The following is a 25,623-nucleotide window of genomic DNA, read 5'->3' on the forward strand; positions in this document are numbered from 1 at the left end:
TTTTAATAATGTAAATTTTCTGTAAAACAGTAGTTATACAAGCACTTATATCCACAGTTTTAGAGCTATTTTTTATAATAAAAAGGTTAGCTATTTTATAACTTAGTAGTTTCAGTCATAAAATAGCTAACCTATATTTCAGTTGAATTATCAACCTATGTTAAATTTGTTTATCTTTACCTAACTTATGATAGCCTTTTAAGAAAAAGAACATCGTCATGAATAATAAGAATACTATACCTATTACTACTGAGACTACTGTTTCTTTATTAAATAGCATACCTATCAATACGACAATAAAGAATGCCATTGTAATATAGTTAGTAAAAGCCCCACCTGGCATTTTGAATGGATGCCCTTCTATTTCTTCAGGATGATTTTTTCTAAACCTTAAGTGACTAATTAAAATCATAAACCAAGGCACCATGCCTGGTAATATAGATGCACTATAAACATATACAAATATACTATCTGCACCTTTAATAAATAATGGTAAAATAACGTTCAATAATGCACCGATTAAAATACCTAATGCAATTGCAATTACAGTCCAGACTGGCACACCATTTTTCATAACTTTACCAAAGAATTTAGGTAGCATACCTTTTTGAGATAAATTCAATGTCATACGACTTGCACTAAATATACCTGAGTTACAGCCAGACATTGCCGCAGTAAGTACAACAAAGTTTATTAGTCCAGCGACAAATGTAATACCAACTTTTGCAAATGTAGCAACAAATGGACTACCAATGTTACCTAATTGATCCCAAGGATAAACTGTAACAATTACAAAAATAGCTCCAATATAGAAAATTAATATACGCCAAATGACGCCATTAACTGCACTTTTTATATTTTTTTGTGGGTCTTTTGTTTCTCCGGCAGTGATTCCAATTAACTCTACACCTTGATATGAACCAATTACAATAGATAGTGCAAAGAAGAACCCTAACCAACCATTAGGCATAAAACCACCGTGAGCCCATAAATTAGAAAGTCCAATTGCCTCTCCTCCATTACCTAACCCGAAGAAGATAATTCCAAAACCAGCAATTATCATTAAGATAATCGTTACGATTTTGATCATTGCAAACCAGAATTCAAATTCACCAAAAGCTTTAACTGACACAAGATTTGCACAAGCCAATAATACTACTACAATAACGCCTGGTATCCATTGCGGTAAATCAGGAAACCAATAATTCATATATTCTCCAACAGCTATTACTTCACTCATACCAACAACTACCCATTGGAAAATATTGCTCCAGGCTGTTAAATAACCAGCTACTGGATGTATGTAATCACTTGCAAAGTTAGCAAAGGAACCAGAAGTTGGGTGTAAATAAACCATCTCTCCCATTGCTCTCATTACTAAAAATATAAATATACCTGCAATTAAATATGCAAATATAACTGAAGGACCTGTCCATTTTATAGTGCTTGTAGCTCCTAAAAACAGTCCGACTCCAATTGTTCCACCAAGTGCAATCATTCTCATCTGACGCGCACCTAGTCCCCTCTGTAACTCATTGTTCTCATTCATAATTCAAACCCCATCTCTTTCGATTATAAATAAAGATGAAACACTTATCATGTCGCCATTATACTATAAAATCTAAAAATTGGAACAATTATTTTCGATTTATGTAAGGGCTTACATTTCCGTTATTAATTGTATTTTATTTCGTCAAAAAAAGCAAAGTAATTTTATGAATTTCACTGTTTTTGATTTTTCAAATGTCATCACGATTTATTTAAAGTGATTCACAGTGGAACATACCTACTTCAAATATAATTCATAAAATTTATTATGGAGATATTGTGAATTTATTCACAAATACTGATTGTCATAGTATACTTGTCCTAATCTATCGAAAGTGAGGATACGTAATTGAATGAGAAAAACATTAAATGGGATAAAGTCTTCTATGGTAAGGCGTGGATTGATCATGTAGTTGATACGATTAGAACCAAGGATGTACTTCAAAGTTTTTACTTTAAACGTTATTTATTACGTGCAACCATGGCCGGCTTTATATTAGGTATTATTACTGTATTCATATTGTTGATTAAAGCTTCTCTTGGAAGCGATGTGCCCTCTGGTGTTACAAATTTAGTTTCATCCGTTGCCTTTAGTTTTGCATTAGTGCTAATACTATTCACCAATTCAGAATTATTAACAAGTAATTTTATGTATTTCACTGTTGGATTGTATTATCATGTTATTAGCCCTATGCGTGTCTTAAAAATTTTCACCTTATGCTTTATAGGAAACGTGGCGGGAGGATTAATATTTTTCACACTCACACGACATTCAGATATTATGTCTCCGGAGATGTTCATACAGCTTGAAATTACAATAGAGCATAAACTATTTGCCGCAGGATTTTTAGCAATTTTAATCAAAGGGATATTCGCGAATTTTTTTATCAATATTTCATTAGTTATCGCCATGCAAATTGATGACATTCTAGCTAAAATGTTTGTCATGATGTTTGGCGTATCCATATTCGCCTTTATGGGTTATGAACATGTCGTTTATAATTCTGTATTATTTGTTGGTGGACTCGTTTATCAAAGTGATTTATTGGCAGTTATTCCTACATTAATCAATTTACTTGGTGCTCGCAATTGGAAACTATATTGGCGGGGGTTTGATCATCGGATTGTTTTACGCATATTTAAATGATCATCATCAATATGACGGGCAAAGGTTGCATTAATTTTGTGACGTTCTATATTTCAAACTTTCTATGGTATAATTTTCATTAGATTTTATTACAAAGGAGTTCAACATGAATAAAATTTTACTTAAAAAAACAATTACAGTTTCTCTTATCTTTGGTGTGTTATTTTTCTTATTAAATTATGTTACTGGTTCAGATAGTTCAATTGGACAATTAATTTTAAAAAGTCTACTTGTAATTGTAGTATTTGCTATATTATATTATGTCTTATTTTCTATTGTTGATTCACCAGAACGAAAATATAAATTTGGTATCACGATTCCAATCGCATTGTTATTAGCTATTATCATATGTGCTTTAATATCTACTATAAAAGTTGGTATTATTGTCGGTTTAATTGTTGGTATCATCGTCGGTTATGTTTGGGAATATATAGAAAAAAATAAAAATGGTGGTGACAAATCATGAGTATGATTATAGGCGTTATTGTAATTATTTTACTGATTGTAAGTTTGATTCCTAATTTAAAAGCAGTAAAAGCCTCTAAAGAAACTGGGGAAAAAAATACGCGTTTTGCAATCATGGTAGGTATAGATTCAATACTACTTGTCCTCGTTGTAGCAACATTGATTTTCCAACTTTTATAATTAACAATGTTTATATTAAATATAAGCTAACATATATAATGCAGTTGAGTTCGCAACAGTGCTTTGTTTGCGTGCTAAAGGGATCCTCCATATGGAAGCTCCCTTTTTATATTTAAAATCAGGTCCAAATTTACAATTTATCTTGAAGCACAAAATAATATATTAAACTAGCGCCTAACAAATAAACCACCGTTCCTACCATAAATGATCTAAATTGTATTTTAAAAGGTATTTTTTTATTAAAAATCGGACCTAATACCAAATTACTTATCGCCAATACAATGGGTCCACCCAAGAAAAATAAAATTAAATATCCACTCATTTAATTAGCCTCTATTTTTCTCAAAGTACGTCGTAATGATTTCTTCACCGGTTAAATCTTTTCCAGTAAATGCCACTTCGCTAAAATCTTGTTTTTCTGTCATTGTATTTGTATTGACGATAACATCTAAACCAGCTAAAACTGCGGCAGTTGCACCATTAACTGAGTCTTCGATTGCTAAACAATTTCCAGGATTGTAATTCAGTTTTTGAACAGCAGTGAGGTATGGCTCAGGGCTTGGTTTAACCGCTTCAACATCTTCTCTACCTACAACGATATCGATATAATTGCTTAATCCTAGACTTTCAAAAGCTGGTTTGATGTCAGCTCTATAGCTACTCGTCGCAATCGCCATGGGTATATGACATTTTTTGCAATAGTCCATTAACTGTTTCATTGCATCAATGATTGGCAAATCAACGCTTGTGCTACTATGTTCGACATAAATTTCATGCTTATTTTCTTTACCTAATTGACTTTCTAAATAATGATGTAAATCCGTCGCGACTCCGCCAATAGATTGACGATAAAAATCCAATGTTATTTCAGTTAAATTATGTTTTTTCAAGTGCTTATTAATGATTTCAAATAGATGCCTTTCTGTATCAATAATCGTGCCATCAAAATCAAATATGACTGCTCTATACATAATATATCCTCCTCTGTCCACTTGTTGTTTCGTTAAATTATATTAATGCTAGCTTATCATATTTTAAAATCGAAATATGTAGTTTAGATTTTAAAATGGTAATATAGAAATTGAGGCTGAGACATGTGATATGTCCCAGCCTCATTATTTATGCTTCTAGTGTTATTACCGTTTATTCCAATATTTTGCTAAAATTGGTCCGGTAATATTGTGTACCAAACTAAATACTGCCCCAGGCACTGCCGATAAAGGACTAAAGTGTACAGTAGCTAATGTTACTGCTAACCCTGAATTCTGCATACCAACTTCAATCGAAACAGCTTTTTTATCAGCGCGTTCCAGTTTAAATATATTTGCTAATGTATATCCTAATACATAACCAACAATGTTATGTAGTATGACTACTGCAAAAATGAGCAATCCTGTTTCTAGTATTTGTGATTTACTCCCACCTACTACAGAAGCGAGTATCAGTGAAATAGCAATTACAGAAACGATTGGCAATGCAGTTGCAGTCTTATCAGCGAATTTTTTAAATACTTTTTGTAATATAAAACCAATCGCAATAGGAATAAGTATCACTTGCACTACTGACCAAAACATACTCATAAATGAAACTTGTAACCATTCATGTGCGAATAAATAAATTAATGCTGGCGTTAAGAACGGAGCAAGTAACGTAGAGACGCTTGTAATAGCTACAGACAACGCAACATTCGCATTTGCTAAATAACTCATAACGTTACTTGATGTTCCCCCTGGACAACACCCAACTAATATCACACCAATTGCAATTTCTGGTGGTAATTGAAATAATTTAGCAATTAAAAAAGCCGCTAAAGGCATGATTGTGTATTGCAAAATCACACCAATTATTACGCACTTTGGCGATTGAAATACAATCTTAAAATCTTTCGGGTCAATGGTCAATCCCATCCCTAACATTACGATACCAAGTAAATATGGCACCCAACCACTTAACGTAGCTAACTGAGTTGGAAAAATAAAGCCAATTATTGCGGCGATTAACATCCATATCAAGAATGTGTTTGTTGCAAACTTACTCACTTTTGATAACATCTCTAAACACTTCCTCTATGTATTAATAATGAAAAATGTATCATACTTTAAACAGCTATACAACTGAATTTTCAAAATATTCCAACTTTTTAAAAGCCAAAAATTTAACTTCAAAAATAATTTTCAACTTCGTTCTAAAGACCTAGTGTCAACATTTTAAAAGAGTGGTACAATTTAATAGAAATAAAAACTTGTATAATTTTAAGTGTAAAGAATATTATGATTAATATCCATATGACACTTTATATAGATATGGAGGTATAATATGTTTTTAGATAGAACGGAAACTTTTGTGTTAAATATAGGTGGACTTAACAAACGTGCCACACGTAAAAATTTAACTAAATTATGTAAGCAAATTAATTTTTGCAACTCATTCAAGTTTTCAATTTTTAAAGAAAATAACTTGTATGCATTAAAGGTCAACTTACCAAAATACCAGTTACCATATATTATTAGTTTTCTGAGCTTCCATAATTATTTAATTTATCAAATTATAGAAAGTAATCATTCTGAAAAATTATTAGATCTTGATCATTTATTGTTATCTTCTAAACGTTTTGAACTAACTATCGATGGACTTTACGACGCTTTTGTTAAAGACAAAGTCATTGATATTTTGAACTTAATCAATCAAACGGAGCATATTACATATACCTTCAATAGAGATAAAATAAATGTTTCTTGTTCTCCTAAAGTTTTCGCAAAACTCATCCAAATGATTGCTACTCATAACATTGATGTACTTGGTGCAATATATCAACCAAGATTAATGAATAAAGCTAGAATTTCGTAATTCGTTTATATAATAAAGCACAGCCCATGGAACGATTCCATACGGGCTGTGCTTATTTTTTATTATCTATTTAATCTTACTCTTCCTCGTTAACGATGTTTTCAAAGGCTTCTCTTACTTGTGGTACTGACATACCAACAACGACTTGGACATTTTTACCACTTTTAACTAATCCATGTGCCATTTGATTATGTGTGAAATAACCACTATCTTCTACTTTATCTATATCATTCACTGTTAATCTTAAGCGTGTCGTACAATTTGTTACGTCCTTGATATTTTCTTTACCACCAAGGCCTTCTAAATAATAATTTGCTTTATCTTCGTATTCATTACCAGTAGATGTTGCGTTTCCTTTGTCATCACTGCCTTTTTTACTCTTATAATCATGTTTACTATACAACTTCACGTCTTCTTCATCTTTCTTACGACCAGGAAGTGGAATATTGAATTTTAAAATTAAGAATCTGAATAAGAAGTAATAAATAGCTGTAAATACAAGACCAATAATGATTTGAATTACATATGTTAACCAATGATTTTGTGCTAAAGGTATCCAATTGGTAGCAAAGAAGTCTAATAGACCGCCACCAAAGTTACCTACGAGGCCAAATCCATACATCAGTGTATCCATTGTTGCGGCTAATAGTGCGTGCAATACAAATAAATAAGGTGCAATAAACAAGAATGTAAATTCTAATGGTTCTGTAATACCTACAACTACAGCAGTTAATGTAGGCGGGATAAGTAACGCTGCAATTTTTTTCTTATTCTCTTTAGGTGTAGTTGAATACATTGCTAATGCAATACCTATCGAACCAAATACTTTACCATTACCTTGTAACATAAATCCATAAGGGAATTGTTCTTTCAATGACTTCGTACTCGTAGCAAATTCATTTACATGCGCAAACCACTCTGCTTTTAATCCGTGGTTTACCACTACTGGACCTACTTCAATTGGTGCATATATAAAGTGATGTAAACCTGTTGGAATAAGTACTCTTTCTAAGAAGTGATATAGCCATACCCCAATGTAACCCGATCCTATGATAAATCCTTGTAATGAAGAAATACCACCTTGAATCGTCGGCCAAACAATACATGTTATCAATGCAATCGGCAACATAACAATAAACGAAATCGTTACTACAAATGTTAATCCTTGGAACACACCTAGCATTTCAGGCAGTTTCTTACTGTAGAACCTATTATGTATCCATGTCACAATACTAGAAATTATAATACCACCTAAAATATTGGTATCTAACGTTTCAATCCCGGCAATTGCTTTGAGTCCAGTAACATTCTCGACTCCTTTTTCAAAATTAGCCCCAAATGTATGTGGCCATTGTGTAAGAATAGCGTTAATAAATGTATTAAACATGAGATAGCCCATTAACAGCTGCTAGTGCGGCATGACCAGGTGCTTTTTTAGCTAAAGAAAGTGGCAATCCGACAGCAAATACAATTTCCATATGATCGAATATTACCCAACCACCAGATTCTATTACGGACCATATTCTAAACCAAGTCGTCCCATCTTCTGCAATACTTCCCATTATTGCCGGATTTTTAAATAATGTAGCAAACCCTAAGACAATACCGAAGAAAGCAAACATCAGCACTGGAACTATCATCGCACTCCCAAATCGTTTAATTGCGTTCATAAAAATATACCCCCAAGTTCTATTAAATTTAGATAACTTACATTCAAATACTTATATGTAAACTTATCATTTTTTAGATACGTCTGTTTCAAATCTTATCTCAATACTAAAGGAAACGCTTACATATAAGCAATGGTTTGACTATATTACGAATAGTTTTGTATAATCAGATTATATTTCCAAAAGTTGAAAATATTTTCATGAAGTGCGAGGTTATCATATTGTTTTTAGATGAACGCGTTAATAATAACTTTAATAAATTAAATGAGAATGACTTACATATTGCTCATTTTATCAATACACATACGACAAAATGTAAAACAATGAAAATTCAAGACTTAGCAGAATATACACATGCTTCAAATGCAACTATTCATCGTTTTACACGTAAATTAGGTTTTGATGGTTATAGTGACTTTAAATCTTATTTAAAGTTTGAAACTGAAAAATCTCATAATCTCCCTTCAGACTCTATCGAAGGTTTTAAACAAGACGTCGAAAATACTTTTACATATTTAGAACGCATTGATTATAATCTTGTCACTGATAAAATCAATGAAGCAGAGACCGTCTATTTGTATGGGACAGGCGTCGCGCAAATGAATGTCGCCCAAGAAGCGCAACGTATTTTGTTAACAATTCATAAAAATATTATTGTTTTACATGATGTACACGAATTTAAAATGGTCCTTAATAGAACAACACCTACAGATATTTTCTTCATTATTTCTCTTTCTGGTGAATCTCATCAATTAACAGATATCACCAACTTATTACAGTTACGTCAAAAGTATTTTTTCTCCATAACTACTTTAAATGATAATACACTTGCTCAAAAAGCTGATTATAATATTTATGTCTCTAGCAACACTTTTTATCTTGCTGACGGTATAGATTATTCAAGCTTTATAAGTTATCACATATTTTTCGAAACATTATTGCGTAAGTTTAACGAGCGCATAGAAAAAGGTGAAATTATTTCTTAATAATTCACAAACTTTATGCTGAGCTTATTACTATTGCAATACAACTAAGCATCTCTAAGTTCAAATATCAGTACACCACACCATTAACATCTACTTATGGCGTGGTGTTATTTTAATTTGTTCTACGGTATTTTCAACCTAATTTCATACGAGACGCCTGAGAGGAACAGCATGAACCGAAGACTATATACAAGCTGAGACCATGCCCTAGGCAAGCGAGTATGAAATATATATTGTACAGTAGAAGTTATACTTGGGCGAAAGCGCACAAAAAAACTGCCAACAAAGCGACAACTTTGCTAACAGTTTATATTCACAACATCTCATTACATGTTAAAGGTCTGATTCAAATTCTTCCAATACCACTTGTAATTTATCAAATAATATTTCAAAACCATGCGCAGTAGAATCATGATATTCTTTTTTCTTCTGCTTATATTCCAGTGTTGTATATCTACGTTCTTTTGGCACAAAAGCTTTATAATTAAAAATCATTTGTGTGATGCCCGCTTCTCTTTCGAATATTTCAATTTCAATTGTATCTTCAGAATCACTTAACTCTGGCATACCAATTGTCATGACGATATATTCATACGGTGTTAACGTAATAAAAGAACCTTTTACTACATTTTCTTTCCCTTTACGAACGTCAACTATTTCATAACTTCCATTTTGTTCAGCGTTAATATGAATTGATTTATTTGTTCTATCTGTTGTCATAAACCATTGTTTAAGAAAACGTTGATCTGTCCATGCTTGATATAATAATTCTGGTTCAACTTTAAATAGTCGTTCAAGTCGAATCTCAACGTATTCATTTTCAACATTATATTTACCCACGATTGTTCACCTACTTTCACTCTTAATTCTATTCTAACCTATTCTACAAGACTTCTAAACAATAATCATATGAATCATAAAATGTTCTAGTCTTTACTTTAAAACGATCAACTTCTATATTTTATCGTCAATAGTCAGTAAACGTCAAAATTTTAAACGTCACTTCCGTAAAAACATGTATTTAAGAACTTTTTATAAAATTACATTATATTCCAACATAATAAAAAGGGAGGTTCATCAGATACAAACAATGCACTGATTCTCCTTCCCTTTTAACCCCTTATTTTTTATTTAATCTTGGTAAGTTAAAGAAGATTGCAATCAAACCACAAACTCCTAAAATCATAGGATAAATAGAGTAAGGTAATAACTCAAATGGAGATATAGATGCCACACCTGCTGCTGCAATTAACTGTGGACTATAAGGTAAGAGTCCTTGGAAACAACTCGCAAACATATCCAAAATACTTGCAGATTTTCTTGGGTCTACATCGTATTCTTCCGAAATTTCTTTTGCTAGTGGACCAGCCATCAATATCGATATCGTATTATTCGCTGTTGAAATATCCGCTGCACTGACTAACCCAGCTATACCTAATTCTGCGCCACGTTTTGATTTCACTCTATTACGAACAAAGTGAAGTAACCATGTAATACCGCCGTTATGTTGAATAAGTGCTACAAGACCTCCGATAAGTAAGGCAATCATCGCTATATCTTCCATACCAATAATACCTTTTGAAATAGATCCTAATAATCCCGTCCAACCAAATGATCCATCTATAAGGCCAATTACTGCTGATAATGCGATACCACCTATAAGTACAATAATCACATTAATACCAATTAATGCTAATATCAGTACCATTAAATAAGGTAAGACTTTGATAATGTTATAGTCATAACTTTTAGTTGCATCAATTTGTGCTCCATTTGTTAAAAACCACAAAGCTATAATCGTAAATATAGCACCTGGCAACACAATTTTAATATTCACTTTAAATTTATCACTCATTTTTGTTTTTTGAGTACGTACAGCTGCGATTGTTGTATCTGAAATCATTGATAAATTATCACCAAACATTGCACCACCTACAACCGTAGCCATCGTAATAGCTGCTGAGACATCAGTTGCTTGACTCAATCCAAATCCAACAGGCGCTATTGTCGCTACTGTACCTACAGAGGTACCCATTGAAAGCGAAACAAACATACAAATAATAAATAAGCCTACGATAATTAAATTTTCTGGAATAAGTGACAATCCTAAATTAACTGTAGATTGCACGCCACCCATGTCTTCAGTAGTTTGAGAGAAGGCTCCGACCAGTATAAAGATGAGCATCATTAAAATAATATTTGAATGACCCGCGCCTTTTGTGAAGACTTCCACTTTTTTATGAAACGTTTCTTTTCTATTTAAAATCAAAGCTACAATAGATGCTACTAAAATTGCTACATTTAAAGGCATTGTTGAAAAATCACCCGTACCAATACCTACACCTAAAAATAAGCCTACAAATACGAGCAATGGAATCAATGCCCAAGCGTTACCTTTCTTTATCTTCTCCATACAAAACCAACTTTCTATAAGGGTAAAAGCGTGAAATTTACTCATCGCTATTTCTTTGTTTTTCCTTTTTGAAAATAAAAAAACTCTTTTCTATTGAAGAAAAGAGTAAACGTTGTGTTTTCATTCTTATCTTCTAGCATACATTTATGCTACTGGAATTGGCACACGCATCATCATGTTGCCGAAGTATCGACGGGCCAGTCCCTCCACTTCTCTAGATAAGTTATTAAATTGTTCTATTACAGTACATTTTCAACTGTAATTCGTCAAATACTGATTTAGCTTAATACGTTAAAGCACGTTTGTCAACATTACTTTGCAATCATACGCTATATACAAAAAGTGCGACACCTTATTCAGTAGGTCGCACAATCGTAAATGTTTCTCCTAACGACGCATAGTCATTGCCGGCTAAGCGCGAGACAGCCGCTAATGCCTGAGCATCAATTTTACTATCTTCAAAGTATACATCATCATCGATATGGAACATAACGACTTCACCAATAATTAAATCAGAACCTTCTTGTGGATCGCCCAATGGAATAATTCTGTTTAATTTACATTCCATGCGGACTTTTGCTTGTTGTATCCCTGGGACAGAAACAAGTTCTGAATCAATACATGTTAAATTTGTTCTTTCTAGCTCATTACGCTTACGCTCTATTGGTGTTGCCGTTTTATTAACTTCTTCAACAATTGTTTCATCAGTAATATGAACGACAAATTCTTCGGTTTCTTCGATATTTACTGAGGTATCTTTTCGTTCACCTTCTGAACGGACCGTAGAAATCATAATCATTGGCGGTGCGCTATTCACTATATTAAAGAAACTGAATGGCGCCGCATTTAAATGACCTGATTTATCTTGAGAAGTAACAAATGCAATCGGTCTTGGAATTATACTCCCACTCAATAATTTATAATTTTGTTTTTTAGAGAGTGTATCTGCTTTAAATTGTTTCATATTTTATTACCATACCCTTCAAAAAATAAAAGCTAGATAATCTATAAGAGATTACTAACTTTTGATATCATTAGTCTAACTGAGTTCCGCCTGTTACACCATAAACTTGCCCAGTCGTATAACTCGACTCTTCAGCAGCTAAATGTACATATACTCCTGAAAGTTCAACAGGTTGCCCTGCTCTACCTAACACTTCTTTTTGACCAAATGTAGGTATCTTCGATTGTGGTTGTCCGCCAGATATTTGTAGGGGTGACCAAAATGGCCCAGGTGCTACACAATTCACACGAATACCTTTGGCACCTAATTCTTCTGATAAACTTTTAGTTAATGAAATGATTGCTCGCTTTTGATGCTCGCATAATCATGTAGGATAGGACTTGGATTATACCCTTGCACGGATGATGTTGTCGTAATTGTAGCACCCGGTTGTAAATAATCTAGTGCTTTTTGAACTGTCCAAAATATAGGATAAACGTTTGTTTCAAATGTTTCAGTAAATGAAGCTGTATCGAAACTTTTTAAATCATCTCTGTATTGTTGGTGTCCTGCTACAAGGGTTACATTATCTAAACCACCTAATTCATTATAAGCTTGCTCAACTAAATCATAGTTAAATTGTTCATTTCGGAGATCTCCTGGTATTAAAACAGCTTTTCTACCTGCTAATTCAATCACTTCTTGTACTTCTTCGGCGTCTGCTTGTTCTTCAGGAAGATAATTTATCGCTACATCTGCGCCTTCTTTCGCATACGCTATAGCGTGCAGCTCTTCCAATGGCAGAATCTCCACCCGTCACTAACATTTTATAATCTGTTAATCTACCATAACCAATATATGAAGTTTCCCCACAATCTGGTTTAGGTTCTAATTCTTTTTGTAAACCAGGAAGCGTTTGTTCTTGTTTTGGAAAATCTTCATTTGAAAATTTTGTTCTTGGATCTTGGGCTGCCATAATACAACACTCCTTAAATAATTATTATATCTATACATTACCCAAATTTTATAGGAGTTAATACATATACAAAGTGTTTAACAACTTATACTTCGTTCAATAATTTTTGAACAAATGTAACAAAATACTCAGGCACTTTTTCTAGAATACGTTCATCTGGGTCATACTTAGGGTGATGTAAATCATATTCACTATTCGACCCAATGAATGCAAAGACACTTGGATATTTATTTGCAAAACCAGAAAAGTCTTCGCCAATTGTTAAAGGTTTATCCATAACTTCTACATTATATCCAACTTGTTTGGCTACTTCGATAGCGTCATTCGTTAATTTTTCATCGTTTTTAACGGCACCTGGTAAACGATGATATAGTGTTTCTATTTCGACATCAAAGGCTTCTGCAAGTCCACTTCCAATTGCTCTAAGTCGTTCTTCAATATAAACACGTTTATCTTCATCAAAGCTTCTCACAGTACCTTGGACGTACGCTTGATCAGCAATAACATTCCATGTATTGCCACTAGATACTTCACCTATAGTTACGACTGCGCTATCAAAAGCAGATAAATTTCTGCTTACAATCGATTGAACACTATTAATTAATTGTCCTAGAACGATGACAGGGTCGTTACCCTGTTCTGGTTTAGCGACATGCGCACCTGTACCTTTTATTTTAAATTCAAAACGGTCTACAGACGATGTAATTACACCCGACTTCACTGCAAATTCACCCACATCTAACGACGGATAGTTGTGATAGCCTAATACAGCTTTTGCGTCATCAATCGCTCCTGATTCAGTGATATGTAGCGCCCCATAACCCAGTTCTTCTGCAGGTTGAAAAATAATACGGACACGTCCTTTTAATTGGCTTTCAATATCTTTAAGTCTTGTTGCTACCGCTAATATACTGGCCATGTGTATATCATGTCCACATGCATGCATCACACCTTCATTCGTTGAAGTGAATTCATGTACCACTTGCTCATGGATAGGCAAAGCATCAATGTCTGTTCTTACAGCCACGAATGTTTCACCTTGTCCCACTTCAGCAACTAAACCAGTCTCTAGTGGTAAATCAATTATTTTAATATCATACGCTTCTAATATTCGTTTCAATCTTTTTGTCGTCTCATATTCAGCATCTGAAAGTTCAGGGTATTGATGTAATGTTCTTCTCCAATTCACATAATCTTCATATTGTGGCATTATATGTCACGTCCTTTCTTATTAATAAAACGGTAAATCATGTAATAACTTATTGTTACAACAACGACGCCTAAGGCAAGGTTATTCGTAATTAAAATAATTACTACGGTAGAAATAATTAAAACGCTATTTAACAAGGGTGCTTTGCGAATAAATGGCAACGTTCGTCTATCAAACGTACCAAGTGAAATCGTGATCAACACAGTGGCTAACACTGCCATAGGTATGCGTCCGATAATCTCTCCAAAAATAAATAAACATATCAATAAAAAGCTTCCTGTGATGAAAGTCGACAACCTTGAATTCGCACCCATTGCTACATTAAAGCGTGATTGTCCAACAAGTGCACTACCGCCAAACCCTCCAAACAAGCCAACGATAAAGTTCGCGATGCCTTGACCAATAGATTCCTTATTCTTATCACTGGTTGTCGAAGTTACAACATCAACCATTTGCGCAGTTAAAGTCGTTTGTATCACGGCTACAATAGCCATTGCTATACCATAAAGCAATGCAATCACCACTATATTCAAATCACTTATTTCATTTGGTATGGAAGGTATTGGCATTTTTATATGTATTGAAGCCATATCAGACACATATTGAATGTTTGGTTTCATCACTCCTGCAAGTAGTGTCAATATAATAATAGCTATTAAAGGTGCTTGGTATAAGTTTGATATATCGCCCCGCAAGCCAAATAATAAAGAATGAAGCAATTGCAAACACATATGTCGAGGCTGAAATGTTAAATATATGCTTTAATTGGGAGGTAAACAATAATAAACCTAATGCATTCATAAAACCAATGACTACACCCGTAGGTATGAAGTCTAACAATTTATTTATGTGACAATATCCCAATATAATTTGTATGACACCCATAAACAATGTAGCTAATATAAGCGCGTTTAGACCATGACTTGCCATTAATGGTGCGACTACTAGCGACACACCACTACTTGGCGCTGAGACCATCAACGTTCTATTCCCAGTAAAGCTCAACACGAGCATCATCAAACCAGTACTTAACATGCCTATCGTTGGACTTACACCGGCGATGAAAGAGAATGCAATTGCGCCTGGAAGTAATGCAAGGGCAAGTAATATACCTGTGAGCATATTTTGACTTAAATCCCCGCTCCATTGTTTAACATAAGTAGTTTGCCCCACATTCGATGTCACCTCCCATGTATGCTTTAAATAACATGGTACCATAATTGTCGAAATATTTAATCAACTCAAACTTAATTTGTTTTACCCTTAAAATGAAGCGGGATAGATATCAAATTTGATTTCGTATTCCCGCCCATAATGTTGACTAGAAAAAAATTGAGTCTGAGACATGTATTTATGCCCCAGACTCAATGTTATTAGTTATTTAACTTAACTTGGTTATCAACCAGTAATTTGCCACCTTTAATTACTTTTTCAGCATGGTTTATACCATAATGATACGGAATATACTCATGGTTTGGTGCATCCCAAATGACAATATTGGCTTTGTCACCTTTATTAATTGTACCAGCGTCAACATCAATTGCTTTCGCCGCATTTACCGTAACGGCATTCCAAATTTCATTTGGTGATAATTTTAATTTCAATGCGGCAATCGACATCACAAGTTGTAAGTTGTTTGTTACACAACTTCCTGGATTAAAGTCTGTTGCAATTGCGATAGCCCCATCATTATCTAACATCCCTCTAGCATCTGCGTATTGTTCTTTTCCTAAATAAAACGTTGTACCTGGTAATAATACAGCTACTGTATCGCTATCTTTAAGTTTCGCTTTGCCTTCTGTACTGGATGCTACTAAATGATCTGCAGAAATTGCACCTTCATCAATTGCTAATTCAAGACCACCTAATGGATCAATTTCATCCGCATGAATTTTAACATCAAAGCCTAAATCCTTTGCTACTTGCATATATCTTCTGGATTCTTCTACTGTAAATACGCCTGTTTCGCAAAAGATATCTGCAAAATCAGCATACTGTTTAACTTCAGGTAATAAATCAATCATTTCTTGTAAAAAGGCTTGATTAGATTTCGCATCTTTTGGTACTGCATGTGGACCTAGGAAAGTATGTTTCATATCTAAGTTATATTTATCTGCTAAACGCTTAGATACACGTAGTTGCTTGAGTTCACTTTCTTTATCTAAACCATAACCACTCTTACTTTCAACAGCTAAAACCCCGTGTTGTATCATCGTTAACAAATTCTTTTCAGCTTTTTTAAACAGCTCTTCTTCAGTGGCATTTCGCGTTGCTTCCACTGTGGATAAAATACCTCCACCTTGTTCAAGTATTTCTAAATATGAAACGCCTTGTCTTTTAAGCGACATTTCATGTTCTCTTGAACCACCATGAACTAAATGTGTATGTGCTTCAACAAGTGATGGTGATACAACTTTTCCTGTAGCGTCGATTGTTTCCTTCGCCTCATATTCATCTGTATGGGCGCCTGAGTAAACCACTTTGCCATCTTTAACAACTACCGTTCCATTTTCAACGATTTCTAATTTGTCTAAATCTTTTCCTTTTAAAGGACGCTCTGTAGATTTTGGTAAAATTAATTGTTTAATATTTTGTATAATTAAATCATTCATTTTTTATCTCCTTTACCCGTAATCATTGGAATTTTGATACCTTTTTCTTTAGCAACATTAATTGCTGATTCATAACCTGCATCTGCATGTCTTACAACACCCATACCCGGATCTGTCGTTAATACACGTCCTAAACGACGATCTGCGCGTTCTGAACCATCAGCGACAATGACCATACCAGCATGTAATGAATAACCCATACCTACACCACCGCCATGATGGAACGAAATCCATGAGCCACCAGCTGCTGTGTTAATTAAAGCATTTAATACTGCCCAATCTCCCACAGCATCTGAACCATCTTTCATGCCTTCTGTCTCACGGTTTGGACTCGCAACAGAACCTGAATCAAGATGGTCACGACCAATAACAACTGGTGCAGAAATTTCTCCGTCACGAACTAAACGATTTAAAGCTAAGCCCATTTTGGCACGTTCTTCATAACCTAACCAAGCTATACGAGAAGGTAATCCTTGGAATGCAATTTTTTCTTGAGCTAAATCTAACCAACGAATGAGCTTTTCATTATCTGGGAATAGTTTTCTCATTTCTTCATCTGCACGTTTGATATCTTTAGGATCTCCACTTAAAGCCGCAAAACGGAATGGTCCTTTGCCTTCACAGAATAAAGGTCGGATATAAGCTGGTACAAATCCTGGGAAATCAAAAGCGTTTTCTAAGCCATTATTATAGGCAACTTGTCTAATATTATTCCCATAATCAAAAGCAACTGCACCATTTTTTTGGAATTCGATCATTAACTCAACATGTTTTCTCATTGAATCTTGCGATAACGCAACGTATGCTTTAGGATCTTTATCACGTAACGCTTTTGCTTCCTCTAAAGAATAACCTTGTGGAATGTAACCGTTCAATGGATCATGTGCACTTGTCTGGTCAGTAACAATATCAATTTTAAATCCTTTATCTAAAATGGCTTTGTGTGTATCTACAGCATTACCAACAAGTCCGATAGATAATGGTTTGCCTTCTTGTCGTGCTTCTTCGGCTAAACGTAAAGCTTCATCTAAATCATGTGTCTTCACATCGCAATAACGCGTTTCTATACGTTTATCAATACGTGTCTCATCAACATCTACACCGATTACAACACCGCCATTCATTGTAACGGCCAGAGGTTGCGCACCACCCATGCCACCTAGACCAGCTGTTAAAGTCACTGTCCCATTTAACGTGCCATCGTAATGTTGATTAGCAAGCTCACCAAATGTTTCATAAGTGCCTTGAACAATACCTTGGGAACCAATATATATCCAGCTACCTGCTGTCATTTGTCCATACATCATTAAACCTTTTTTATCTAATTCGTTAAAGTGATCCCAATTTGCCCACTCTGGTACAAGCACTGAATTTGAAATTAATACACGCGGTGCTTCTTCATGTGTTTTAAATACAGCAACTGGTTTTCCGGATTGCACTAACATTGTTTCATCCGCTTCTAATGAACGTAACGTCTCTTCTATCGCTTCAAATGCTTCCCAATTTCTAGCTGCTTTACCAATACCGCCATATACAACTAAATCTTCAGGACGTTCAGCTACTTCTGGATCTAAATTGTTATACAACATTCTAAGGACTGCTTCTTGTTCCCAGCCTTTACATTCAATATCTAAACCTTTTTTTGCTACTATTTTTCTCATGAAAAATCACTCCTCATTTTAATTAATTAACCTTTGTTTAATAAATCTTAAAATAACCATAATGCGAATGGTATCGTGATGAGTAAAGTAAGTACTACTCTTTCAAACCATATCAAGACCAATTTACCAACTGATATTTTTATCTCAGTTGAAAGAATCACAGGCACCACACTCGAGAAAAAGATAATTGCCGAAACACTCATTACGCCTACTATAAATCTCGTAGCTAAATCAGCAGTTTGTGCAATCGCCGCAGGCAACAGCATTTCAACAATCGAAATGGTTGAGGCTTGTGCTAATATTGCTACATCTTGGACTGGGAATATACTTATAAATGGATAAAATATATAAGATACATATTCGATTATCGGTGTATATTCAGCAATAATTAGACCTAAGAAGCCGATAGACATAATAGAAGGCAATATCGCAATTGTCATTACGACGCCGTCACGTAAATTTTCACGTACATTTCCTATTAGTGAGTCAGCATTTTTAACAGCTAATTTAGCTTCTAACCAAGACTCTTTTAATAAAGGCATATTTCTGCGTTTTTCTTCTTTATATGGTTGGTTCTGATATGTCGTGTTTTTCTCAAATCTTATAGGTGGGAGTTGTACGGTAATGGCAGTAACTATAAAAGTCACTGCAAGTGTGAACCAAAAGTAAAGGTTCCAATGTTCGATAATACCTAGTGTATTAGCTACTATAATCATGAAAGTAGCAGATACAGTTGAAAAACCTGTCGCAACGATAACTGCTTCTTTATGCGTATAGTCGCCTTTCTTATAGACTTTATTTGTAATTAATAAGCCAATTGAATAACTCCCTACAAACGAAGCAACCGCATCAACTGCTGATTTACCTGGCGTTTTAAAAATAGGTCTCATTACTGGTCTCATAATTACGCCAATAAATTCTAATAAACCGTAACCCACTAAAAATGTTAATAAAATAGCTCCTACTGGGATTAACACACTTAGTGGTATCGCTAATTTATCGTATAAAAAAGGTCCAATACTTTCTTTCAATACAAATCCTGGTCCAAAATCAAAGACAATCATGAAAGCAATGAAGACGCCTAGTACTTTAAATAAGCTAAATATAATATCAGTTTTTGATTTGTTCCACTTTTTATTAATAAATGGATGTAATGCACCTATAATGATTAAAAGTAATACATAATATGGCAAAATTGGATTCACCAAATATGTAATCCACTGAACAATATGATCAATCAGAATTGTTGATTTACCATTAATCGTTATAGGTACAAAGAAACATATAATGCCAATCAAGCTATAAATGAAAAATTTCCACATGTACTTCACGCCCCTAACATGAAAGTACGCCTCCCGCTATATTACTAAGTATAATATGATATGATATATCCTACCAATATAAATAAACTAATTATTAATAGTTTAAGACTATAAATAAAACAAATATTCAAGGAGGCTTTGTGTTGAAAATCATTCAATTAGAGTATTTTGTCGCTGTTGTGAAATATAATAGTTTCACTAAAGCCGCTAACTTTTTACATATTAGTCAACCGTCTTTAACGACTACAATAAAAAAAATGGAAGCCAATTTAGGGTATGACCTTTTTATGAGAACTACTAAGGATATTAAAATCACTGAAAAAGGAATTCATTTTTATAATTACGCCCAACAATTGATACAGAACTATCATCAAACAATAGAAAAAATGTATGACCTTAATATGGGACATGCGCCTAAAATCAAAGTGTCTATTTTAGAATCAGCAAATCAATGGATTTCTCAAGTGCTTTCTATCCATTTAAAATATAACCCCAACCAGACTTACCTTGTTTCTGAAGTGCATGACCAAAATAAAATACTGGAACAGCTCATCAATTTTGAAAATCACCTTGCATTGACCAATGAACAAATTAGTCATGAAGATATTAAATCTATTCCTCTATATGAGGAATCCTATGTCGTTATTACACCTAAAAATGCTTTTCCAGATACTAAAATAACGTCTATTAAATCATTGCCATTAATCTTACCTACCAAAGGTTCTCAAGTGCGTAAACATCTTGATGATTACTTTACACGTATGAATATACATCCGAATATCATTATGGAAGTTGATCGTTTTGAAGCGGCTACTAATTTTGTCCATAGAGGATTGGGATATGCAGTTATTCCACGTGTATATTATCAATCATTTAACGCTCGGGATTTGGATGCTTTGGAAATGCGTCCCAAATTAGGTCGTTCTATTTATATCAACTACCTAAAAAAAGAAAGCACTCAGAACGAGTACTTTCTTTTATAAATCAATGCATTGATTATTGGAATATTAAAGAATAAAATGATGCAAAAAATTAGCAGATAATTTAGCAGTTCGATTATCCACATCATATTTTGGATTCGTTTCGGCAATACTAACAGTAGAAACTTTCTCACTTGGAATAATACGTTTCGCCAATTCAAGCACAACATGTGGTGATAGGCCTAATACAGCATTTGCACTTACCCCCGGTGCGAATGCACTATCAATAACATCCATACATATCGTAAACATAATCACATCATGATCATGTATAAAACGTTCTATCTTATCCTTAATTGGAGGAGAAATTTGATGTAACAATTCATCAGAATAAACAAAACCGATGTCTCTTTCTTTCGCGTAATCAAATAGTGCTTGCGTGTTACCACCTTGTTGAATACCTAATACTAAATAATCAGTACTTTCATCCTGTTCTAAAATTTGTCTAAAGGTCGTACCAGAAGTAGAACCAGATTCTTTTCTAGTGTCAAAGTGTGCATCAATATTGATGACACCAATAGAAGCATCAGGAAACGCCTCACGTGTGCCTAAATACTGCGCATAAGCGATATCATGTCCGCCCCCTAACAAAAAGGTTTGGTTATGTCTTTGTATCGATGAAGCAACATAATGCGCAAATTCTTGTTGTGTTTCTTCTAAAGTCTCATGATTATGTTCAACATTACCATAATCATAAATTGAACATGTTCTCAAGACTGGTAAATTAGCAAAAGTTTTCTTGATTGCATCTGGGCCTAACTTAGCTCCAATTCTTCCTTTATTAAGTTCAACACCCTTATCAACCGCATAACCTAACATACCTACACCGTGACGTGGCTCATCGTACTCATCTTCAATATTACGAAATTGTATTGTTTGAAAATGCCTGAATTCTGTTTCCTCTGTTTCACTATCTACTCTTCCTGTCCATAAATCACGTTGTGCTAATTTATACATAGTTCTCCTCCTTTTGAAACTATATCGACACTTAAAGTATACGCTTACATTTTTACCAATTCAATTATATTTATAATTATCTTTACCCACTTGTTTAAAAGTTAATTTTGAAATTCATATTAAAATTGTTGCATTTAGACGTTTGATTTTGTAAAAGTATTACATTTCAATGATAAATATTTGAATTTAATTTATTTATCACTCAGAAGTATGTATAATTAGGAATAAATGATTTTTCTGAACCCTATTGGAGGTTACATAATGAATACAAAACGTATACCAGGTTTTCAATGGGCAATGATGATATTTATTTTCTTCATTATTGCTTATGCGAGCACCTATTATACTTAAAGATTTTCAAGGTACAATTTCTCTTAAAACTTTTGTCTTTGACATGAGCAGCTTAGCACCATTTATTGCTGCCGTTATATGTTTACTCGTCTTTAAACACAGAGGTACGCAACTTGGTAGTTTAAAGTTTTCAATTAGTTTAAAAGTTATAGAACGTATCATTTTAGCACTTGTCATACCATTAATTATTTTTATTATTGCTATGATTTGCTTCAATGTTTATGCTGATAGTTTTGTACTTCTACAAACAGACGATTTATCTGTTTCAATTATATCAATTATTATTGGTCAAATTATCATGGCTTTCTTAGTAGAGTTTGGTTTCCGTTCTTATTTACAACATATTGTTGAAACTAAGATGAATACATTTATCGCATCTATTATTGTGGGCATTATTTATTCAATATGGAATGTTAATATTTCATTTAGCTTTGATTATGCGATATATAGTTTCCTTTATTCTTTCGCTTTTTCAATGATTATTGGAGAACTTATTCGTGCTACAAAAGGACGTACAATATACATTGCGACAATATTCCATGCAACAATGTCATTTGGACTCGTTTTCTTATTTAACGAAGAATTAGGCGATGTGTTCCCAATGAAAGTAATTGCTTTAACTACGGCCGCTGTTGTTGCTGTTTACATTCTATTAAGTATTATCGTTCGTGTGATTCTTTATTTCTTCACAAAACGTAATTTAGATGAAGTGGATGATAACAACTACCTTGATCATGTTAATGAAACATCTGAAAACGATGCACAAACCGATGATGATGTTGATGAAGATAGTGTTAAAGATGAAAATAAGACAAGCACATCGTCTTCAGACAGCTTAAAGTCAACGACTGCCGCAAGTGGTGTTGTCGCGGCTCATCATACAGCGCACGACTCAGATCAACAACACACTGATGAGACAACAAAGACGACAACTTCAACAGTCGATGATAAAAATACAGCATCGTCTACAACATCTACTGTTAATGAAGCAACTGAACAAAACAACGCAGATTTAACTACTGATGATAATCAAAAAAAACAAACACTGAAAGCAACTCGACGTATGATGACCATGTTGAAATAAATGAAGAAGATGACAAATCAAAATCTAATGATAATAACGACTCAAATAATTTGACTAATAGTTCCGTTGAAGCATCTACTGAAAAAGTAAAACATGATACAACTGACAACGATAATGAGTCATTAAAAACAAGTGCACGTTATTCATCTTCTCGTAAATCTTCGGCTGTGAGTAATGCGAAAGCATCCATTACAGATGATGATCATGTTGAAGACACATCATCAACTGAATCAAACACTACACACGCCACACATAATGATCAAGAAGTAGACAATGATTCAAATGATAAACAAACGCGTTCACCTTTTAATCTTAAAAGTAAACGTGGTCACCGTCGTTAGTTACACTAATGCGTAACATTATTAAAACTTGGGGAGTATGGTATGCCTCACAAAGTGTCGACAGAGTCTCTGGCTTTGTCGGCATTTTGTGTTTATGCTTTCTGCGCGTCCTATATTGCTTTATTAACTAGTCAGTCCTCTCCCAAAGGACTACCACCTTTAAATAAAAGTACAAAAAAGCGGATGAGACATAATTACATGTCTCATCCGCCTTTTTGTATTATTTATTTTTCAAGTACTTTCACACCGTCTGGTGAACCAATAATAATTTGGTCAGCAACATCTAAGAAATAACCGGTTTCCAATACACCCACAAGATGGATTAAATATTCATGCATTTCGTAAGCATCTATACTTCCGTTTAATTCTAAGTCCAATATATAGTTTCCATTATCTGTAATAAATGGCACATCATCAACAACACGGCGTATTGCTTTAATATTACCCTTACCATATGACTCAATCTTTTTAGAAACGAGTAGCCAATTAAATTTATCTACTTCCACAGGAAGCTTAAACGTTTGGCCTAAATAATCTACGCATTTACTATCATCTATTAAAACAATAAATCTGTCTGCCATAGCATCAATTACTTTTTCTCTAAATAGTGCTCCACCGCCACCTTTTATAAGGTTTAATTGATTGTCTACTTCATCGGCGCCATCAATTGCGATATCAATTTTATCCACATCGTTTACATCGACTACCCGCATACCTAATTCCTTTGCGATATAAGCTGTTTTGTTTGAAGTACAGACGCCAGTTATATCAATATGTGCTTGTTCTAATTTCTCTGCGATTTTTGGCACGAGTAGTTCAATTGTTGAACCTGAACCAATACCCACAACCATACCATCTTTAATTTGGTCTAATGCATCATCAAATGTACTTAACTTCAACTGTTTTTTATTCATAATGCTTCCCCTTTACACACAGTACTTTTATCTTTATTGTACATGAGATTCATAAAAATACATAGCTAAAAAACGTAAATATAAGACGCTAATATATGTTCACTTGCATATTCTGAAAATTGTTTTAAAATGATAATCACTAAACTGCAGGAGGTACTGAATTATGATTTATGCGCTAGATGCAATTTCTACAGGTAAAATTCAAGATTTATCATACAGTACGAAAAGACCGATGCGCTCAGCCTTAAACAAAAAGAGAATTACAAGTCAAATGTGGTTATCGAAGACTGGGTTTATTGAAGATGAGCAAGAATATAAAGGACACGGTGGACCAGATAAAGCGCTATGTCTTTATAGTAAGAAGAACTATGAATTATGGAAAAATGATGTTTCTACATTACCTGACTATGCTATGTTTGGTGAGAATTTAACTGCTGTCGATTTAGATGAAAATGATATTTATTTGGGTGATCAATTTCAATTAGATGAAGCAATTGTAGAAGTATCTGAAATAAGAGAACCATGTTGGAAAATTCAAGAAAAGTATAAAATTCCAGATTTAGTTAAGCGCATGTCGCGTTCTTGCAAGACTGGGTTTTATCTTAGAGTTATCAAAGAAGGATTTGTAGATAATGGTGCAAATTTAGAATTCATACATTCTTCAAACACGCATATGCCGCTTTCAGTGTTCGAACTGAATGACATCTATTATAACGATAATAAAAATATAACGCGGTTAACAGATGCTTTGAAAAATCCCTATCTAACTGACGAGAGACATTCAAAATTGCAAAAATTTTTAAAACGCGCACAAAACATCGCAGAGAAATAACTATATAAATGGAACTAGATAGAAAACTAAATTTTTCTAATAAGGTTTGTTGTATGATTCGACTTCGGCAAAGATGACTAGAAAATGGAATACAAGAATTGTAAGTCTTTAAAAGTTTAATATAAGCGCATTTCCAATGCAGTTAACTACTGACAATATAAAAATAAGTCTGAGACATATATTA

Annotated in this window: 20 protein-coding genes, 5 pseudogenes and 1 riboswitch; of the genes and pseudogenes, 9 read left to right on the top strand and 16 right to left on the bottom strand. The window is 33.8% G+C overall.

The window, feature by feature from the left end; all coding sequences use genetic code 11:
* Positions 1-160: 160 nt before the first annotated feature.
* Complete coding sequence (locus tag ABLV95_RS08915) at positions 161-1,549, bottom strand: amino acid permease (protein WP_460871900.1); 1,389 nt, start codon at positions 1,547-1,549, stop codon at positions 161-163.
* 348 nt (positions 1,550-1,897) lie between these two features.
* On the opposite strand from ABLV95_RS08915, the pseudogene ABLV95_RS08920 reads away from it, so the two are divergent.
* The 3 genes and pseudogenes from ABLV95_RS08920 (at position 1,898) to ABLV95_RS08930 (ending at position 3,340) form a co-directional block, all read left to right on the top strand.
* Positions 1,898-2,729: pseudogene (locus ABLV95_RS08920) on the top strand (formate/nitrite transporter family protein).
* A 72-nt stretch (positions 2,730-2,801) separates the two neighbouring features.
* Positions 2,802-3,161 carry a hypothetical protein gene (locus tag ABLV95_RS08925; RefSeq protein ID WP_460871926.1) on the top strand — a complete coding sequence of 120 codons (360 nt, stop codon included), beginning with the start codon at positions 2,802-2,804 and terminating at the stop codon, positions 3,159-3,161.
* Complete coding sequence (locus tag ABLV95_RS08930) at positions 3,158-3,340, top strand: hypothetical protein (RefSeq protein WP_002506889.1); 183 nt, start codon at positions 3,158-3,160, stop codon at positions 3,338-3,340. The genes ABLV95_RS08925 and ABLV95_RS08930 overlap by 4 nt, the downstream gene beginning before the upstream one ends.
* Positions 3,341-3,470: 130 nt before the next feature.
* Here the strand turns inward: ABLV95_RS08930 and ABLV95_RS08935 are convergent, their stop codons facing one another.
* The 3 genes from ABLV95_RS08935 to ABLV95_RS08945 form a co-directional block, all read right to left on the bottom strand.
* Positions 3,471-3,662: a hypothetical protein gene (locus tag ABLV95_RS08935; RefSeq protein WP_046465888.1), complete on the bottom strand. Its 192-nt coding sequence runs from the start codon at positions 3,660-3,662 to the stop codon at positions 3,471-3,473.
* A 4-nt stretch (positions 3,663-3,666) separates the two neighbouring features.
* Positions 3,667-4,311, bottom strand: a complete 645-nt coding sequence (locus ABLV95_RS08940) for an HAD family hydrolase (protein ID WP_460871901.1) — start codon at positions 4,309-4,311, stop codon at positions 3,667-3,669.
* Between the two features lie 165 nt (positions 4,312-4,476).
* Positions 4,477-5,391: a bile acid:sodium symporter family protein gene (locus tag ABLV95_RS08945; RefSeq protein ID WP_069817605.1), complete on the bottom strand. Its 915-nt coding sequence runs from the start codon at positions 5,389-5,391 to the stop codon at positions 4,477-4,479.
* A 265-nt stretch (positions 5,392-5,656) separates the two neighbouring features.
* Between ABLV95_RS08945 and ABLV95_RS08950 the strand changes: the two genes are divergently transcribed.
* Positions 5,657-6,187, top strand: a complete 531-nt coding sequence (locus ABLV95_RS08950) for a hypothetical protein (protein ID WP_046465891.1) — start codon at positions 5,657-5,659, stop codon at positions 6,185-6,187.
* A gap of 76 nt (positions 6,188-6,263) precedes the next feature.
* Here the strand turns inward: ABLV95_RS08950 and ABLV95_RS08955 are convergent.
* Positions 6,264-7,857 (bottom strand): annotated as a pseudogene (locus tag ABLV95_RS08955) (alpha-glucoside-specific PTS transporter subunit IIBC).
* Positions 7,858-8,078: 221 nt separating this feature from the next.
* Between ABLV95_RS08955 and ABLV95_RS08960 the strand changes: the two are divergent.
* The gene (locus ABLV95_RS08960) at positions 8,079-8,843 is read left to right on the top strand and encodes a MurR/RpiR family transcriptional regulator (RefSeq protein ID WP_046465893.1); all 765 of its coding nucleotides are present in this window, start codon (positions 8,079-8,081) and stop codon (positions 8,841-8,843) included.
* A gap of 333 nt (positions 8,844-9,176) precedes the next feature.
* On the opposite strand, the gene ABLV95_RS08965 is transcribed toward ABLV95_RS08960, so the two are convergent.
* The 9 genes and pseudogenes from ABLV95_RS08965 to ABLV95_RS09005 form a co-directional block, all read right to left on the bottom strand.
* Positions 9,177-9,683 carry an SRPBCC family protein gene (locus ABLV95_RS08965; RefSeq protein WP_046465894.1) on the bottom strand — a complete coding sequence of 169 codons (507 nt, stop codon included), beginning with the start codon at positions 9,681-9,683 and terminating at the stop codon, positions 9,177-9,179.
* Positions 9,684-9,963: 280 nt separating this feature from the next.
* Complete coding sequence (locus ABLV95_RS08970; RefSeq protein ID WP_460875389.1) at positions 9,964-11,256, bottom strand: Na+/H+ antiporter NhaC family protein; 1,293 nt, start codon at positions 11,254-11,256, stop codon at positions 9,964-9,966.
* Between the two features lie 123 nt (positions 11,257-11,379).
* Positions 11,380-11,481: riboswitch (SAM riboswitch) on the bottom strand.
* A gap of 127 nt (positions 11,482-11,608) precedes the next feature.
* Positions 11,609-12,220, bottom strand: a complete 612-nt coding sequence (locus ABLV95_RS08975; protein WP_460875390.1) for a flavin reductase family protein — start codon at positions 12,218-12,220, stop codon at positions 11,609-11,611.
* A 70-nt stretch (positions 12,221-12,290) separates the two neighbouring features.
* Positions 12,291-13,175, bottom strand: a pseudogene (locus ABLV95_RS08980) (SDR family oxidoreductase).
* A gap of 85 nt (positions 13,176-13,260) precedes the next feature.
* Positions 13,261-14,385: an amidohydrolase gene (locus ABLV95_RS08985; protein WP_460875392.1), complete on the bottom strand. Its 1,125-nt coding sequence runs from the start codon at positions 14,383-14,385 to the stop codon at positions 13,261-13,263.
* Positions 14,385-15,603: pseudogene (locus ABLV95_RS08990) on the bottom strand (SulP family inorganic anion transporter). Before ABLV95_RS08990 ends, ABLV95_RS08985 begins: the two are co-directional and overlap by 1 nt.
* Before the next feature lie 155 nt (positions 15,604-15,758).
* Positions 15,759-16,997 carry an imidazolonepropionase gene (gene hutI / locus ABLV95_RS08995; protein ID WP_427706644.1) on the bottom strand — a complete coding sequence of 413 codons (1,239 nt, stop codon included), beginning with the start codon at positions 16,995-16,997 and terminating at the stop codon, positions 15,759-15,761.
* Positions 16,994-18,658, bottom strand: a complete 1,665-nt coding sequence (gene hutU, locus ABLV95_RS09000; protein WP_427706642.1) for a urocanate hydratase — start codon at positions 18,656-18,658, stop codon at positions 16,994-16,996. Before hutU ends, hutI begins: the two co-directional genes overlap by 4 nt.
* Before the next feature lie 47 nt (positions 18,659-18,705).
* Positions 18,706-19,980 (bottom strand): YjiH family protein, encoded by a 1,275-nt coding sequence (locus ABLV95_RS09005; protein ID WP_427706640.1) that lies wholly within the window; start codon positions 19,978-19,980, stop codon positions 18,706-18,708.
* A gap of 143 nt (positions 19,981-20,123) precedes the next feature.
* On the opposite strand from ABLV95_RS09005, the pseudogene ABLV95_RS09010 reads away from it, so the two are divergent.
* Positions 20,124-20,998, top strand: a pseudogene (locus tag ABLV95_RS09010) (LysR substrate-binding domain-containing protein).
* Here the strand turns inward: ABLV95_RS09010 and hutG are convergent.
* Entirely contained in the window at positions 20,988-21,917 is a 930-nt protein-coding gene (gene hutG / locus ABLV95_RS09015; RefSeq protein WP_427706636.1) for a formimidoylglutamase, read from the bottom strand. The pseudogene ABLV95_RS09010 and the gene hutG overlap by 11 nt on opposite strands.
* 394 nt (positions 21,918-22,311) lie before the next feature.
* Between hutG and ABLV95_RS09020 the strand changes: the two genes are divergently transcribed.
* On the top strand, positions 22,312-23,352 hold the full coding sequence (locus ABLV95_RS09020) for a lysostaphin resistance A-like protein (RefSeq protein ID WP_460875399.1): 1,041 nt from the start codon (positions 22,312-22,314) through the stop codon (positions 23,350-23,352).
* A gap of 50 nt (positions 23,353-23,402) precedes the next feature.
* Positions 23,403-23,693: a hypothetical protein gene (locus ABLV95_RS09025; protein ID WP_460875403.1), complete on the top strand. Its 291-nt coding sequence runs from the start codon at positions 23,403-23,405 to the stop codon at positions 23,691-23,693.
* 224 nt (positions 23,694-23,917) lie between these two features.
* On the opposite strand, the gene ABLV95_RS09030 is transcribed toward ABLV95_RS09025, so the two are convergent.
* Positions 23,918-24,607 carry a ribose 5-phosphate isomerase A gene (locus tag ABLV95_RS09030; protein WP_069832974.1) on the bottom strand — a complete coding sequence of 230 codons (690 nt, stop codon included), beginning with the start codon at positions 24,605-24,607 and terminating at the stop codon, positions 23,918-23,920.
* A gap of 163 nt (positions 24,608-24,770) precedes the next feature.
* Here ABLV95_RS09030 and ABLV95_RS09035 point away from each other — a divergent pair, with 163 nt between their 5' ends.
* Positions 24,771-25,439 (top strand): MOSC domain-containing protein, encoded by a 669-nt coding sequence (locus tag ABLV95_RS09035; RefSeq protein ID WP_427706632.1) that lies wholly within the window; start codon positions 24,771-24,773, stop codon positions 25,437-25,439.
* Positions 25,440-25,623: the final 184 nt, after the last annotated feature.

The sequence above is a fragment of the Staphylococcus sp. Mo2-1 genome, assembly GCF_046721385.1.
Lineage (GTDB): Bacteria > Bacillota > Bacilli > Staphylococcales > Staphylococcaceae > Staphylococcus > Staphylococcus equorum_A.

Coding starts and splice junctions, on each gene's coding strand:
- ABLV95_RS08915 (WP_460871900.1), bottom strand. CDS start 1,549: ATGAATGAGAACAATGAGTTACAGAGGGGACTAGGTGCGCGTCAGATG.
- ABLV95_RS08925 (WP_460871926.1), top strand. CDS start 2,802: ATGAATAAAATTTTACTTAAAAAAACAATTACAGTTTCTCTTATCTTT.
- ABLV95_RS08930 (WP_002506889.1), top strand. CDS start 3,158: ATGAGTATGATTATAGGCGTTATTGTAATTATTTTACTGATTGTAAGT.
- ABLV95_RS08935 (WP_046465888.1), bottom strand. CDS start 3,662: ATGAGTGGATATTTAATTTTATTTTTCTTGGGTGGACCCATTGTATTG.
- ABLV95_RS08940 (WP_460871901.1), bottom strand. CDS start 4,311: ATGTATAGAGCAGTCATATTTGATTTTGATGGCACGATTATTGATACA.
- ABLV95_RS08945 (WP_069817605.1), bottom strand. CDS start 5,391: ATGTTATCAAAAGTGAGTAAGTTTGCAACAAACACATTCTTGATATGG.
- ABLV95_RS08950 (WP_046465891.1), top strand. CDS start 5,657: ATGTTTTTAGATAGAACGGAAACTTTTGTGTTAAATATAGGTGGACTT.
- ABLV95_RS08970 (WP_460875389.1), bottom strand. CDS start 11,256: ATGGAGAAGATAAAGAAAGGTAACGCTTGGGCATTGATTCCATTGCTC.
- ABLV95_RS08975 (WP_460875390.1), bottom strand. CDS start 12,220: ATGAAACAATTTAAAGCAGATACACTCTCTAAAAAACAAAATTATAAA.
- ABLV95_RS08985 (WP_460875392.1), bottom strand. CDS start 14,385: ATGCCACAATATGAAGATTATGTGAATTGGAGAAGAACATTACATCAA.
- hutI (WP_427706644.1), bottom strand. CDS start 16,997: ATGAATGATTTAATTATACAAAATATTAAACAATTAATTTTACCAAAA.
- hutU (WP_427706642.1), bottom strand. CDS start 18,658: ATGAGAAAAATAGTAGCAAAAAAAGGTTTAGATATTGAATGTAAAGGC.
- ABLV95_RS09005 (WP_427706640.1), bottom strand. CDS start 19,980: ATGTGGAAATTTTTCATTTATAGCTTGATTGGCATTATATGTTTCTTT.
- hutG (WP_427706636.1), bottom strand. CDS start 21,917: ATGTATAAATTAGCACAACGTGATTTATGGACAGGAAGAGTAGATAGT.
- ABLV95_RS09020 (WP_460875399.1), top strand. CDS start 22,312: ATGAGCAGCTTAGCACCATTTATTGCTGCCGTTATATGTTTACTCGTC.
- ABLV95_RS09030 (WP_069832974.1), bottom strand. CDS start 24,607: ATGAATAAAAAACAGTTGAAGTTAAGTACATTTGATGATGCATTAGAC.
- ABLV95_RS09035 (WP_427706632.1), top strand. CDS start 24,771: ATGATTTATGCGCTAGATGCAATTTCTACAGGTAAAATTCAAGATTTA.